This window comes from Bosea sp. RAC05 (genome assembly GCF_001713455.1).
Classification (GTDB): domain Bacteria; phylum Pseudomonadota; class Alphaproteobacteria; order Rhizobiales; family Beijerinckiaceae; genus Allobosea.
This window is the reverse complement of the sequence record NZ_CP016463.1, coordinates 543852-557266: the sequence shown is the minus strand read 5'-3', so window position 1 is coordinate 557266 and position 13415 is coordinate 543852. Positions and strand designations below refer to the sequence as shown.

Genomic DNA, 13415 nt, shown 5'->3' with positions numbered 1-13415 from the left:
TCCACAGGTCAGACCATGGACTGCCGAATCGTTCCTTGTCCATTGCCGGCCAATCGTGGAACGAGTCTATCAACAATCCATACGACGAATCGCCGGGGTCAGCCCGGAGGAGCTATCGTGACGCAGCCGTTCGTTCACCTCCGGGTCCAGTCGGATTACTCATTCGGCAAGGCGGCGTCTCAGGTGGACGCTCTGATCAAGCAGGCGGTTGCAAACGGCCAGCCGGCCCTCGCCCTGACCGATGAGCACAACTTGCATGGTGCGATGACGCTGGCCGACAAGGGAGCGGCAAAAGGCGTCCAGCCCATCGTCGGCGTGAAGCTGTTCTTGCCCACCGCGGTCAAAGACGTCATCGGCTCGGTGGTGCTGCTTGCGCAAAGCGAGATCGGCTACATCAACATCTGCCGCATCCACAATCTCAGCGTCGAGCCCGGCCGCAAGCCCGGACTGCTCACCGGCGACATCCTCAAGGCGATGAAGATGCGCTCCCTGGGTGAGGGGGTCATCTGCCTGGCCGGCTGCGGCGCCGACGGCGTCATCGGACGCATGCTGTCCCGCGGCACGGACAATATCCCTCATGCCAAGGCGATGCTGCAGTTCCTGCCGGCACTGTTCGAGGACCGCGTTTACGTGGAGATCTGCCGTAACGGCCATCCCGACGAAACCGAAATCGAGGTCGAGAAGCAAACCCTCAAGCTCGCGCTGGATCTGAAGCTGCCGATCGTCGGGACTTCGGAGGTGCTCTACGCATCGCTTGATCGGCATGATGCCTATCTCGTCTCGCAGGCCGTCGCGCTGATGAAGCCGGTCGTGGCCGACGACGACGGGTCCATTCTCGACGAGAGCCCGCGGCGCTTCCATCTGCGTACGACCGCCGAAATGCGGGATTTGTTCTCCGATCTCCCTGAAGCCTTCGAGCAGGCGGCCGCGATCGCGCGCCGGTGCGCGTTTGCCCCGAGCAAGCGCAAGGAAATTCTGCCTCCGTTCAAGACCGAGGGCGGTCGTACCGAGGCAGAGGAGATGGAAGTTCAGGCCAAGGAGGGTCTGGAACGTCGCCTTGCGGCCCACGCCATCCCCGATGCCGACCGCGGCAGGTACCATGATCGCCTGGCCTATGAGCTCGGCATCATTTCGAAGATGGGCTTTCCCGGCTACTTCCTGATCGTTTCCGACTTCATCAAGTGGGCGAAGCTCAACGACATCCCTGTCGGTCCAGGTCGCGGCTCTGGCGCGGGCTCGGTCGTGGCCTGGTCGCTCGAAATCACCGACCTCGACCCGATCCGCTTCGGTCTGCTGTTCGAGCGCTTCCTCAACCCCGACCGCGTCTCGATGCCGGACTTCGACGTCGATTTCTGCACGGACCGCTGCGAAGAGGTTATCCAGTACGTCAGCCACAAGTACGGCCTCGACTGCGTCGCCCGGATCGCGACGTTCACCCAGGTGAAGGCGAAAACGGCGCTGAATGATGCCGGCCGTGTCGTCCAGCACAAGGACGAAGCCGGCCTAAGCGTCTTCGAAGTCAATCGGCTGCGAGCTCTGGTCCATGACAAGCCGTCGGACCCCAAGACCCTCGCCCAGGTCTATGCCGAGGTCGATGAGTTCAAGTCGCTCGTCGGAGAGAGCAAGCGGGCTGGCGCCGCCTATCGGAACGCCCTGAAGATCGAAGGTCTCTTTCGGACGTCCTCCATGCACGCCGCTGGCGTCGTCATGGCAGACAAGCCGCTGACTGAATTCGTTCCGGTCGGCTTCGACGAGAAGACCGGGACGCAGATCGCCCAATTCAACATGAAGGAGGTCGAGAAGGCAGGGCTGGTGAAGTTCGACTTCCTTGCGCTCAAGAACCTGACGGTCATCAAGCACGCCCTGAACCATATCAAGGCGACCAAAGGCATCGATGTCGACATTTCGACATTGCCGCTGGAGGACGCCGCAGTCTACGCGATGCTGGCCGAGGGGCGTGCCAATGGCGTGTTCCAGTTTGAAAGCGCCGGCATGAAGGACGTGCTGACGAAGATGCGCGTCAGCCGGTTCGAGGACCTGATCGCGGCCGTCTCGCTGTTTCGCCCCGGTCCGATGGAGATGATCCCGACCTACTGCAAGCGCAAGCTTGGCGCGGAAACCCCTGTCTATCCCGAGCCTGTCGACCGGACGAAGCCGTTCCTGGAAGAGACCTTCGGGATCATGGTCTATCAGGAGCAGGTGATGAAGGTGGCCCAGGAGGTCGCCGGCTACAGCCTTGGACAGGCGGACCTCCTTCGGCGCGCCATGGGCAAGAAGATCCCCGAGGAGATGGCCAAGGAGAAGGGGCGTTTCATCGAGGGCGCCACGAGCCGGGGTACGCCCGACAAGAAGGCTGCCGAACTCTTCGATCTGATCGAGAAGTTTGCAGGCTACGGCTTCAACAAGTCGCATGCTGCGGCCTATGCGCTGATTGCCTACCAAACGGCCTGGCTGAAATGCCACTATCCGGTGGAGTACTTCTCGGCCCTGCTGAGCTATGAAAAGGAGGCCGAGCGCAAATCCCTCATCAAGGGCGACATGGATGCTGTCGGCGTTGAGTTCCTGCAGCCCGACATCAACCGGTCGAAGGGGCGCTTTGCCCCCGAGCAGCGTGACGACGGCACCTGGGGGATCCGGTTCGGACTGACCGCCATCGGCGGCATTTCCGCCATCGACGGGTTTCTCGCCGAGCGCGAAGCCAACGGCCCGTTCACGGACATCTTCGATTTCTGCAAGCGCGGCGCGTCACACTTCAACACCGCGCAGCTCAAGTCCCTGGCTTCCGCCGGCGCATTCGACTGCCTCGCGCCAGTCAAGAACCGCAAGCGTCTGCGGGAGGCGGTGGTCTATCTCGCCAAGAACCTGCCCAAGGACAACGGCACGGCGGACCTTTTCGGGGGAGCTGCCGAGATCAAGCTGCCGCGTGATATCGACGAGGTCGCTGAGGATGTCGATTCCGTCGTCATCCAGAACGAGTTCGACGCTGTCGGCTTCTTCTTCCGGGAGCATCCGCTCGATCGTTTTGCCGCTCCGCTGCACCAGGCAAGGGCGCGGCGCCGCAAGGCGATCTGCGAATACATGCTCGCCCAGGGCAAGGCGCAGATGCAGAACATGACCGTTTATGGGCTGGTGGAGAACATCTTCATCAACTTCACCAAGCGCGATCGACAGCCCTATGTCCGGTTCGATCTCGTCGAACGAGGCGATCGGTATGCACTCAATGTGTTCAGCGGCCGCGGGAAGCTCGGCAGCATCGACGAAATCAAGTCGGTGCTGAAGGGCGCTTCCGATGAGCGCAAGGCCGTGGTTGTCGTGGTGGATCTTGCGCTGAAGGAAGGCGGCGAGATCTACATGTCGGTCAAGGAAATCCACGATGCCGACGCCTATCTGCAGGCGATCCCGCGCAAGGAAAGCGTGACGATCACGCTCGACCCCAGACCCATGAGATTCGATCCAGACACGGCGGCCAGCATCGCCCAGATCACCGAGGCGGCGAAATCCAACGCCATCACGTTCGATGCCGCCTATCAGCAGCTGAGCGATATCTATTCGCCTCTGACCAACGGGCTGATCGAAACCATCAACAGCCTCATCGGCGAGTTGCCGGAGTCAGACGACGATTCCAGCCATCACGAGATCCGCTACCGCATCCTTCATCCAGTCGGAGACGAGGAGTACAGGTTCACCGTCTGCGATATCGCCCCGACCAAACGGTTCATCGACGGCCAGCTCATGCACGCAATCGGGACCAATATCGGCGTGGTAGGTGTCGAAACCCGCGTGATGTGATCCCTTATCCACGGGCAATTAAGCCGGACAAGATCTCGTTAACGACTGCATCCACGTTGGTCTGATAGGCCTATCCTCAGCTTACGAAGGATAGAAGCCATGATTCTTAGCCGTCGCCGCGCTGGATTGCCGTCTCCCGACAGAATTCGCCTGGCGACAGGATTGGGAGCCAAGCCCGTCAGCGCCGAGCACGCGACCCAGCGGACCATCGAGCATGCATTCGGCATGTTCCACAATCGGATCGTCGCCGGCGGCGCGCCAAGCAACATCGAGATCGAACGCCTCGCGCATGCTCTCGACGCAGCCGACCTGCGCGACAATGGCCCTCGACCGGCGGACACTGCCTCCTACCGTCTGAAGACACTGCTGGACAACGCAATCGATCGACGCCGGACGAAGCTCGGCCCGCAGACTTGCGAGGCCATGCAGAACCACGCCCCAGCCGTCCTCGCGAGAGCGGAGCGACTTGTCAGCCTGCGCACCGGGCACCTCGCCAAGCCTTCCACAGCCAAGCTGGTCGCCGACGCTATCGGTCTGGCGCGCATCAGCCGCGGCTGATCTCATTCGGCCAGGATCGCGTGGGAAGTCGACGCGGCCTTCATGGCATGAGCCTTGTGCCCGAGCGCGGGAATGGGCGCTGTTTGACGGGTGAGGCTTCCAGGGCGAGTCCGATCGCCCATTGCTCGACACCGCCGGCCGCGGCAATCTCAGCCTGCAGAACAACGGGGATCACCGTGGGAGCAGGTTTGGATTCCCGAGCACATTTGAGCACGATCGCCCGGAATTTGCGCCGAACCCTCGCATAATGGCTCTCTGCGGTCTTCCTCTTGGCCTCAGCCCGGCCGAGCGCCCCCGTTCGATAGTCGGTCGGTTCGGTCGGCTTCGCCGTCGACCAGCCGCTCAGCGTGCTTCCGCCGGTTCTCTTCGACGTCGTCTTGTGCATGGTGAGTTCGGCTCAGGCCTGATCGTCCAGCCAGAAATGCCCGACATCTCGTGTGCCTGGCAAGGCCAAAACCCTGGCCTATGCCGCGCGTGAAAACCGCTCCTTGAGCCGCTTCACATAGTCTCCCTGCTTGTCAGGCTTCATGAGCGGGAGCTTGTCGAGGTTCCAGAGCATGTTGGTGTTGCGCGTCACCGTGAATGTCGCCACGGCAGCGGATTCCTTGTCACCGCCCCAAGTCGGCAGGTTGCGAATGTTGAATGCGCTCTCAGGCACGTCGCTGAAGACAGGAACCAGCCCGAGCGTCAGCCCATCCGAGATGAACTGCGTCACCGCCTCCTCAGGAACCGTGCAGCGCACCCAGCCCAAGCCATATCCGGTCACTGCGTGACCCCGCTCGGTCAGGCGCATCGAGCACTGGAACATCGTCGCCTTGTCGGCCGCACGGATCCACAGGCCTTGCCATGAGGTCTGGGCCTTTTCCTCGCCGTCGCGCAGCGGCCCGGCCTTGTTCTTGTCCTCGCCGAGCATGGCCGCGCGCCAGAAGCACTCCGCTATGACCCCAACGGCCCAGGAATACTCGTGGTACTTCGCCGTGAAGAAGTCCTTCACCGGCTCTGCCATGCCAGGCATCAAGGCCCAGTACTCGCGCCCGATGTAGACCGACTTCACGTCCAGGTCGGCGTAGCGCGCGAAAATCTGGAACTCGGGCTGCGCGACCCACTCGCGATTGACGCGCTTGTCCTTGTCGATCGCGTTGCCGAAGCCATAGATCTCAGCGACTTCCTGCTGGATCGAGCGCACGACCACGTTGGCGACGCAGGGGCGGGTGTTGTTGAGCACGAAGTCGAGCTTGTCGGCCGCCTGCGAGCGCATGTCACCGCGAGAGATCCATTCGAACGGGTCACGCGGGACCGGGGTCTGGAGCAGCTCCATGGCATAGGACAGGCGCGGCCGACGCAGCATGAGGCGCCGGCCGCCGCGCGGGGGCTTCACCAGTGTCGAGGTGAATTCTTCCCAGGCCCGTCCGGTCTTGAAGACCTCGGCGGCAGGGCCCTTGGGATATTCCAGCTCAGGCAACAGGCACCGCAGGTCCTCGCGCAGGGTCTTGCCCCTGAACGCGGATTCGATGTCGATCTTGGGGAAGACGTCCGAGATCAGGCGCCATGCGTTGCGCATCACCCGATCGAAGGCGCTTGCGCAGAATGCGCAGGTGAAGTCGGCATCGGTGGTGTCGGGCGGGTGACCCCACTCCTTCAGCACGTCGATGTGGCTGACGACGAGGTATTTGTCGTGCCGCAGGTTCGGGATCCGCCAGATCTCGTTCTGACCACGGAAGAAGTGCTCATAGCTGATATTGGTCCACCAGAGCGTGTCCGTGGACAGCTCATGGGCGCCGGCGAAGCGATCGGCGGCACCGCCGGCGACGCAATACCACCCGCCGCGCGGATCCTGCGCGTCGTCGAAGATGACAACCCCGAACTTCCTACCTTCCTCCGACATCACCACCCCGGCTCATCGCAGTGGCAAGTTCTGGAGAAGGTTCTTCCAGGTCACGGGCTTCAGATTGCCATAGGGGCCGCCGGCCCCCATCCAGTCGTCGACGATCTGGGGCATGATATCGACACCGCGCTCCAGGCAGTGGGGGCCCAGCAGAAGAAGGCGATAGGGTGCCAGGGCCTCCTTGCGCCTTTCGTAATCGGCGTCGTTGAGCTGGAGGAGGGCGTTGGCCAGATCGAGGGGATCGGACGAACCAAGGCGCGACTCTGCCTCCGCTTCCCGGGCCCGGTAGCGATCGAAAAGGGCGTCGGCGGCCTCCTTCATCTGACGGGCCGAGCGCTTCTTGTCGTCGAGCTCCTTCGGATCGGCCTCGATCTTCTCGGCATATCGGCGCGCGACCAGGATGGTGCGGCACATATGCGAGAGGTCCGCCTGGGAGATCTCGGGCAGATAGATGATCGAGGCTTCCTTGCCCTTGCCGCGATCCATGCCCCACAGACCGATGTGATGCGGGGCGTGGCAGTGCATGCAGGTGGTGACCAGGTTCTGAAGGCTCTGGTCGCCATGGTCGTCATTCAGGTGATGCACCTGCATGTAGTAGCCGCCCTTCGGGAAGCGGAAACCGCAGTGCTTGCACGAGTTGTTGTCGCGCTCGCGCACCTTGGGCTTCACGATCTGGAAATCGGCGTTCTTCTCGCCGCTCTCCATATCGTTCTGGCGCCAGTTTTTCGTTTTGACCGACAAGGTCAGTGGGAGCAGCGCCATTGCAGAAAGCCTTACTTGCGGACGATGACGCCGCGCTCGGTGACGACGACAAAATCGTTCTCGTATTTCGAGATCTGCTTCACCGTTCCCGCGCCGTTGGGCAGCGCCTCGCCAGGCTTGACCTGAACGGTGGTCCCGCTCGGGCCCTCGACCCACGCGACACCGCGCGACACGCCTTTCAGCTTCCAGCCGGCGAGAACCTCAGGCTTCAGCGGTACGTCGACAGTCGGCTTGGGCATCTGGGAGACGCCGCGCGCTTCCAGGCTCGCGATCCGCTCGGTCAGCGGCACGATCTTCTGGTCCACTTCCGAACGGCGTGCGCCCTGGGCGACGAGTTCCTGAACCAGCGCCTCGAGGCGAGCCATACGATCCAGTGTCGCCTGGTCAGGACGAGCTTGGACGGCAACTGGCGCCGGGGCCGGGCTCTGGACTGGCATGGACTGGGGCGGCAGCGAAGGAGCAGTGCGAGGCTGTGACGGGACCGGTGCCGCGTTGCCGAGGGGCGGCAGGGGATTGTTGCTGCGCGGTGCGACCTGCTGCCCGACAGGTGTCGGCGGAGCCACCGCAGTGATTGCGGGAGCATCCAGACCAAACAACGGGCCGAGGATCGGCTTCAGGACGAAGCTCCAAGCCCCGAAGATGCCGACCGCGCCCAACGCGGCCGCGCCGACCAGGGTGGCGATCTTGATCAGGCGAGCGCGACTCTCGTCGGGAGCAGCCTCTTCGGTGTCCTCGTCGAGTTCTTCGATCTCATCGTCCTCGCTGGTGTCGGACTTGCCGACCTCACCGTCATCGAAGCCGGGCTCGCTGGGTTTGCCGTTGCTCTCTGCCTCGTCGTCTTCGTCGGGCTTGAAACCCACGAAGCCATCGTCGATGTCATCGACAGGAGCGGCGCGACCACGACCAGGCATCTGAAGCGGCTGCTCGGTGTCGACACCGAACGCCTCATCGGAGAGGTCATCCATGCGGCTGGACCTCGCCGGCACCGGCGGAGTCTCCGGCTCGACGCCGAAATCAGCGAAGTCGTTGCGCGGAGCATCTTCGCTGCTCGCCAAGCCCTTCGGCTTCGCAGCGGCACCAGGCAGCGGCATCGTGTCGATGTCGAAGTCATCACCGCGATCCTTGGGATCGTTCGCGAAGCCACCGAAATTGAGGTCGCTGTCGAAGGCTTCATCGCCCTTCTTTGTCATGTCACTGGCTCCCGGTCGGCAGGAAGAGAATTCCAAGCGGCGTCCCAGACGCCACGGTGATGGTCGGCGGCCGGTTGCCGAACGCCTGGTTCAGTGCGCCACCTGCGGCACCGGCAGCAGCGCCACCGGCGACGTAGAGCTGCTGGCGCGTCGTCAAGGCGGGGTTGGTGATCGTGATACCGCCGGTGCCCTGGACAATCGACGAACCCGACTGGCCGATCGCGGAGCCGAAGCCCTGCGCGAAAGCGGCCGCAGCCGTGAAGCCGACATTGGCCAGCAAGTGACGGTCGACATCGGTCGCCATCGCGGTGCCGATGTTCTTCGTGTCCACGCCAACAGCGTTGATCTGGACGCTCTTGTTGACCTCGGTCCCGTCCCGGAGCGACTGCACCGTCATGGTGCGGAAGGTGATGACCATCGAGTCCCGTCGAGCCTCGAACGTCCCGATGAGCGTTGCGCCGGCGAACTCGCCCTGAGCCACGCGGGCCAGGACCGGGCCGGGCGCGTCCGAATTCGCCGTCGACACCATCTCCGCATAGAGGATGGTCCCCGGCAAAGGCAGCTTGAGCCCCGACAGCGGATCGATGGCGTCTCCGGCCGCTCCCGCAGCGGTCTGCGCCTGAGAGGCCCCCGCGACGCCGTTGGCGCCACCGGTGTCCTTGTAGTGGTACTTCACGTCGGCCGGGCCGAAGCCGAGCTTGGCGATCTGCTCCATCTGGCGCTTCATCAGCTCGGCGAGGTTGTCGTCGACCTGGTTGATCGCCTGCGTCGCCATGACCGGTGCGACCGGAAGGACGGGAGGCGTGATCATCGGGCGGGCGACTGGCGGATCGGGGCGCTGCAGACCGTTGAGGTCGCCTTGGCGGTTGCGATCCTCAGTCGGCAGATCGACCGGAACGATCGGCTGAGCGACGACCGTCGGCAGGGCACTGCCGCCGACCTGCTGCGCGCGTTCCTGCCGAGCGCGGTTCTGCTGGTCGATCATGTTCGCCATTTCGCTGCTGGGCGCATTCGAGCCCGGCACGTTCCGCATGCCATTGGGCGGCACGCGGATGTCCGACACGGGCGCGACGGGGTCGCTCGACGCGAAGAAGTAGGCCGCGAGCGATACGACCGCGACGCCGCCAACGATGATCAGAAAGCGCTTTCCGCCCTGGAAGGACGATGACAGACGCTGCCCCAGTGTTCCTTCGGCCATGGTCGACCTCCTACCTTCCGATGCGCACGTGGAGCGCGCGGCCGCCGGCCGACACGATGACGATGGGCGCATCGATCATCGTGAAGACGTTGACGCCGGACACGTTCGAGCTGCGGGCCGTATAGGCCGGCGAAAGGATGTCGCCGCGGGTGCGGACGTAGAGCATGTCCTCGTATCGCCAGGCCTCGACATCGGGTGACGTGGTCTGCAGACGGCGCGATCCCTGCGGCGGCGTTCCGTCGAGAAACTTGATCATCGAGGAGTCGTTGGTCGGCGCCAGGCTCGACGTCCCGACGATGTCCTGGGCAGCATTGGGCCCACGCGCCTCGACGCGAATGTCGACGCGATAGTCCGTCTCCGGCTCGCCCTGGCGGATCGCCAGGATGACGGGCACGGGATGGCCGACGAGCGTCACGGCGAGATTGCCCGGGGTCCATTCCTGGATGGCGTTGACAACGATGATGTTGCTCTTGCCCTCCTCGCCGGCCGACTGGGCGACGTAGGCCTGGGGGTTGCCGGTGGTCACAGACAGAACCGGCCACGGCTGCCCGGTGACATCCGAGAACGTCATGGTCGAAACGATGCCAGGCTGGACGCGCAGGACAGGCGTCTCTTCGCCGGGCTTCAGAGTGAGCCTGACCGCGCGCGATACCGGCTTGCCGTGGTTCATCGGGGTCGTGATTGACCGACGCGTGTCGTCGAGACCCTTCCGGTACGACTGGATCTGGCCCGGCGTCATCGGCAGCGTCTCGCGGATGGCCTTCTCGAAGGCCTGGTCACGCCGAGACTGCGCGGACTGCGGCGCCGGCTGCGGAGCGGCGCCCGGCTGAACTTGCCCGGCCGGCGGGGGCGGGCTCGCGATCAGGAGCTGATCGATCCCCTGCGCCAGCGCCGGCAGCGGCAGGTGACACAAAGCCGCCAGCAAGGCGACTGCGCCACGGGCCGCCCTGCGGCCACGCGAGTGGGTTTTGACGATCATTCCGATCTCTGCCGCATGTTGAGAGGGGAGGGGACGAGGCACTGCGATCACCTCGCGAAGATCTGCGCGATGCCGAGCCCACGCGGGTTCTCGGATTCAGGACGCCGAACGACGACGAGCTCGACGTTGCGGCTTTCGGAGTGGCGGCCGGACACGTTCTCGTAGGTCAGCAGGACCGGGAACTCGATACGCCAGCCATAGCGGGAGCCTTCGCCGATGATGCCCTGGCTGACGACGACCGGAGCGCCCTGGGGCACAGCCACCAGCGCAAGCTGCTCCTTGATGATGGTGTCGAGGATCTTCGAGCGCTGCAGCGCGTCCTGGAAGCTGCGCCAGCCGCTGTCGGTGTAGGACAGCCGGTACTCGTTCAGCTGGGTCTGGTAGTTGGCGAAATTGAGCGTGAAAGACCGAATGACCGAGTCGGTTGCCCAGTTCAGGACCTCGTTGGTCGTCTGGATCGGGCGCTCCAGCGGGATCACTTCCCGGATCCCGCCCTCGGGGTCGGTCGCGAAGTAGCGAACCTGCACCGGCCGCATTCCGAAAAAGACATTCGCGATCACAGAGATCGTCAGGACGCCGAGCACAGCGAACAGCGTGCGCAGGAGGAACTCGTAGCGCTCCCGCGAGAAGGCATTGCGCGACATCTCCGTCGCGACAGCCTCATCGTGATGAGGACGCGCAGCGGTCGCCCGGAATGCCTGAGGCTTTCCGGAGGCCTTCGGCTTGGCCTGCTGCGAATCGGTACGGCTCATGTGGCTCCATCCAACGTCGTCAAAGGTTCGCGATTCCATTCCTGTTTGGCAACAGGGCTTATTCCTTGACGGGCAGAAAGTTCTCATCCACGTTTCTTCGAAAGTCAAATGAGAGCCCAGGAATGACCGTTCTGGAAACCACTCGCCGTCCTTGGACCGAGACCGACAAAAGAGACCTGATGCGGTTCTGGGAATCGATCGGGAGCATCTTCCTCATCTCGGTTCTGATGGAGCGTCCCGAGGGCGCCATCCAGACGGAGGCGAGCCGCCTGAATCTCCCGCGCAGAGCGGAAGATAAGGGTCACCACAGGAAGAAATGGACGGCGGAAGAGGACCGGCGCCTCGACGATGCGGTCAACCTGTGCCGGGACGACGACGGTCGAATTCGGATCACGGAGGTGGCCGATACGATCGGGCGAAGCGTCGATGCAGTCGCTTCGAAGCTCGTCGAGAAGTTCGAATCGAGTCGCGCGATGCGCGATGCGATCGTGATCCCTCAAGCGGATCTGCTCGCCAAAGCGGAGGCAGCCGCAGCCCGACCCAAGGCCACCTCCGACCGGCGCAGCATGGCGATGATTCGCCGGTGCCTGTGCTGCGAGCGACCCTTCAATTCGTCAGGTGCGGGCAACCGGATCTGCAAGCGCTGCCGCAGCCAGGACGATTCAGACTGGTTCTGAGCAGCCAGCCCTCAGAAGGAAGGCGCCGGGGCCACGTTGGTCTCGATCACAGGCGCAGGACGGCACGCCTCGTCCATGAACAGCGACAGCGTATCGCGCGGGCGGACGAGCCCGACCACGGCACGATTGAGCGAACCGACCTCCCAGGCCATGTCATAGTCGTGCAGTCGCCCCCGGACGGCTCTCCGTGCCGAGCGGACGACGAACCCCAGGCCCGCATCACGACCCTCAGGCGTCTGCGCAGCCAAGTGCGCCAGTGCCAGCGCGCGCGGCCGATCGAACGCCCCTTCCAGCTCGCGCGCCGTCCGGACCAGGTCCCTGCACGCCGGTGTTGTGCCGCGAATGAGCGCTCCTGGGCCTTCGCCGAGACGATAGGCGATCTGCGAGCTCGACGGCTGCCGCGGCTTTTCGCGGCCGGTCCGAACTGACGACGTCAGCCCGAGCCACTTCTGCAGCGCGTAGTCAGTCGGAAACTCGGCTGTTTCCATCAGGCCCTCGCGCACGAGCCATGCCCGCATCAGACCTTCGAGGTTATCCACTGATTCATTGACCAGCGTGGCATCAGACAGCCGCGGATTGCAGCTGTAGAGAACCTCACCGGGATGCGACTGCGGCCAGAGCGTCATGTTCAGGCGATCGTCTTGGATCGAGGCATCCAGCGTCGAGATCTTCTCGCCGTCGCGGGCGATCTGGTAGCCCCAGCGCATTTCACCAACCAGCGCGAAGCCGAGCTGCTCGATCTTCGACCGCAGAAGCTCAGTGAGGTGATGTCCTGTCTCGATGGCTGGCATTGGAGGCTCTCCCGTCAGGCGCCAACGCTATGGGATGGCCATGAAAGCCACCAAAAGGGCCTTTCGGTGGATATCGAGGGGGCTCGGTCTGAATTGCGGTGATCCTTGCTACAATTGAAGGATCGATTCCGGAGATCTCGATGATGCGTATCCCTGCCTGCTCAGTGAAGGCCAAGCCCAAACCGTGTCGCCCGGTGGCCATCACCGCGATCAAGGGTGGCAAGCTGACATTTCGGCTCGTGAGCAGCCGCGGGCCGCTGAGGGCAGGGCGATGAACCTGCGCCGCCCCCTGCTTTTCGTGTTTCCGACGAAGATCCCCATTGGCCGCGTCGGATTCCTGGTGAGGCTGATCCTCGTTTCCATCATGGGAGCTGCCGGATCACACCTCGTCAATCTCGGCATGCAGACGCAGTCTGGTGCGCCTGACCAGTTCAATCCGGCCGGTTTTACCGGTGCAATCCTGCTGTCGGCGATGCTGATCGCGATGGGATGCGCTGTCGTTGCGCGTGCCCGTGATTTCGGGATTCGCCCGGTGCCCGCCCTGATGACCTTCGTGATCGCGCCGATTGCTGCACAAATGGCCGGCGGCCCTGTGCTGGCTTTTCTCGTCCACATGGCGGTTTTGCTGGCGCTGCTGATTGTGCCGACGCGCCAGCGGGCAGAGTTGCCCCTGCTTGCTCACAACGATCGCTGAGCCTGAGCCGCTCGGCTATCCCCGGATTTCAGACACGGCCGGGCATTTTTTCTGGCTGCCGGTTTGACAGGATCGCGCCTCGATAGGATTGTGAATTCAGTCCTTGGCGGCCAGCGATAGTCAGTCGCCGACCATGGGCC

12 protein-coding genes are annotated in these 13415 nt (G+C 63.6%); 4 read left to right on the top strand and 8 right to left on the bottom strand.

What is annotated here, in order from left to right:
* Positions 1-15 precede the first annotated feature (15 nt).
* Both dnaE and BSY19_RS02825 read left to right on the top strand, forming a co-directional pair.
* On the top strand, positions 16-3789 hold the full coding sequence (gene dnaE, locus BSY19_RS02830) for a DNA polymerase III subunit alpha (RefSeq protein ID WP_083247344.1): 3774 nt from the start codon (positions 16-18) through the stop codon (positions 3787-3789).
* A 99-nt stretch (positions 3790-3888) separates the two neighbouring features.
* Entirely contained in the window at positions 3889-4347 is a 459-nt protein-coding gene (locus BSY19_RS02825) for a hypothetical protein (RefSeq protein WP_150129443.1), read from the top strand.
* 40 nt (positions 4348-4387) lie between these two features.
* Here BSY19_RS02825 and BSY19_RS27385 read toward each other — a convergent pair whose 3' ends face one another.
* The 7 genes from BSY19_RS27385 to BSY19_RS02795 all read right to left on the bottom strand — a co-directional run bounded on the left by BSY19_RS27385 (position 4388) and on the right by BSY19_RS02795 (position 11113).
* Positions 4388-4732: a hypothetical protein gene (locus tag BSY19_RS27385; protein ID WP_150129442.1), complete on the bottom strand. Its 345-nt coding sequence runs from the start codon at positions 4730-4732 to the stop codon at positions 4388-4390.
* 78 nt (positions 4733-4810) lie between these two features.
* Positions 4811-6232, bottom strand: coding sequence for a hypothetical protein (locus BSY19_RS02820; RefSeq protein WP_069052777.1), 1422 nt, complete (start codon positions 6230-6232; stop codon positions 4811-4813).
* Between the two features lie 12 nt (positions 6233-6244).
* A complete protein-coding gene (locus BSY19_RS02815) occupies positions 6245-6994 on the bottom strand; it encodes an HNH endonuclease (RefSeq protein ID WP_069052776.1) in 750 nt (249 codons plus the stop codon).
* Positions 6995-7005: 11 nt separating this feature from the next.
* The gene (locus BSY19_RS02810) at positions 7006-8184 is read right to left on the bottom strand and encodes a hypothetical protein (RefSeq protein ID WP_069052775.1); all 1179 of its coding nucleotides are present in this window, start codon (positions 8182-8184) and stop codon (positions 7006-7008) included.
* A gap of 1 nt (position 8185) precedes the next feature.
* Entirely contained in the window at positions 8186-9382 is a 1197-nt protein-coding gene (locus tag BSY19_RS02805; protein WP_069052774.1) for a DotG/IcmE/VirB10 family type IV secretion system protein, read from the bottom strand.
* Positions 9383-9392: 10 nt separating this feature from the next.
* Complete coding sequence (locus tag BSY19_RS02800) at positions 9393-10361, bottom strand: DotH/IcmK family type IV secretion protein (protein ID WP_069052773.1); 969 nt, start codon at positions 10359-10361, stop codon at positions 9393-9395.
* 47 nt (positions 10362-10408) lie between these two features.
* Entirely contained in the window at positions 10409-11113 is a 705-nt protein-coding gene (locus tag BSY19_RS02795; RefSeq protein WP_069052772.1) for a DotI/IcmL family type IV secretion protein, read from the bottom strand.
* A 122-nt stretch (positions 11114-11235) separates the two neighbouring features.
* Here BSY19_RS02795 and BSY19_RS02790 point away from each other — a divergent pair, with 122 nt between their 5' ends.
* Complete coding sequence (locus tag BSY19_RS02790) at positions 11236-11790, top strand: hypothetical protein (RefSeq protein WP_069052771.1); 555 nt, start codon at positions 11236-11238, stop codon at positions 11788-11790.
* Between the two features lie 11 nt (positions 11791-11801).
* Here the strand turns inward: BSY19_RS02790 and BSY19_RS02785 are convergent, their stop codons facing one another.
* Positions 11802-12581: a hypothetical protein gene (locus tag BSY19_RS02785; RefSeq protein WP_069052770.1), complete on the bottom strand. Its 780-nt coding sequence runs from the start codon at positions 12579-12581 to the stop codon at positions 11802-11804.
* Between the two features lie 271 nt (positions 12582-12852).
* On the opposite strand from BSY19_RS02785, the gene BSY19_RS02780 reads away from it, so the two are divergent.
* Entirely contained in the window at positions 12853-13275 is a 423-nt protein-coding gene (locus BSY19_RS02780; protein WP_069052769.1) for a hypothetical protein, read from the top strand.
* Positions 13276-13415: the final 140 nt, after the last annotated feature.

Bases quoted from the DNA above. Each gene is read 5' to 3' on its own strand.
- BSY19_RS02815 (WP_069052776.1), bottom strand. From the start codon at position 6,994: ATGGCGCTGCTCCCACTGACCTTGTCGGTCAAAACGAAAAACTGGCGC.
- BSY19_RS02785 (WP_069052770.1), bottom strand. From the start codon at position 12,581: ATGCCAGCCATCGAGACAGGACATCACCTCACTGAGCTTCTGCGGTCG.
- BSY19_RS02810 (WP_069052775.1), bottom strand. From the start codon at position 8,184: ATGACAAAGAAGGGCGATGAAGCCTTCGACAGCGACCTCAATTTCGGT.
- BSY19_RS02820 (WP_069052777.1), bottom strand. From the start codon at position 6,232: ATGTCGGAGGAAGGTAGGAAGTTCGGGGTTGTCATCTTCGACGACGCG.
- BSY19_RS02805 (WP_069052774.1), bottom strand. From the start codon at position 9,382: ATGGCCGAAGGAACACTGGGGCAGCGTCTGTCATCGTCCTTCCAGGGC.
- dnaE (WP_083247344.1), top strand. From the start codon at position 16: ATGGACTGCCGAATCGTTCCTTGTCCATTGCCGGCCAATCGTGGAACG.
- BSY19_RS02795 (WP_069052772.1), bottom strand. From the start codon at position 11,113: ATGAGCCGTACCGATTCGCAGCAGGCCAAGCCGAAGGCCTCCGGAAAG.
- BSY19_RS27385 (WP_150129442.1), bottom strand. From the start codon at position 4,732: ATGCACAAGACGACGTCGAAGAGAACCGGCGGAAGCACGCTGAGCGGC.
- BSY19_RS02825 (WP_150129443.1), top strand. From the start codon at position 3,889: ATGATTCTTAGCCGTCGCCGCGCTGGATTGCCGTCTCCCGACAGAATT.
- BSY19_RS02800 (WP_069052773.1), bottom strand. From the start codon at position 10,361: ATGATCGTCAAAACCCACTCGCGTGGCCGCAGGGCGGCCCGTGGCGCA.
- BSY19_RS02780 (WP_069052769.1), top strand. From the start codon at position 12,853: ATGAACCTGCGCCGCCCCCTGCTTTTCGTGTTTCCGACGAAGATCCCC.
- BSY19_RS02790 (WP_069052771.1), top strand. From the start codon at position 11,236: ATGACCGTTCTGGAAACCACTCGCCGTCCTTGGACCGAGACCGACAAA.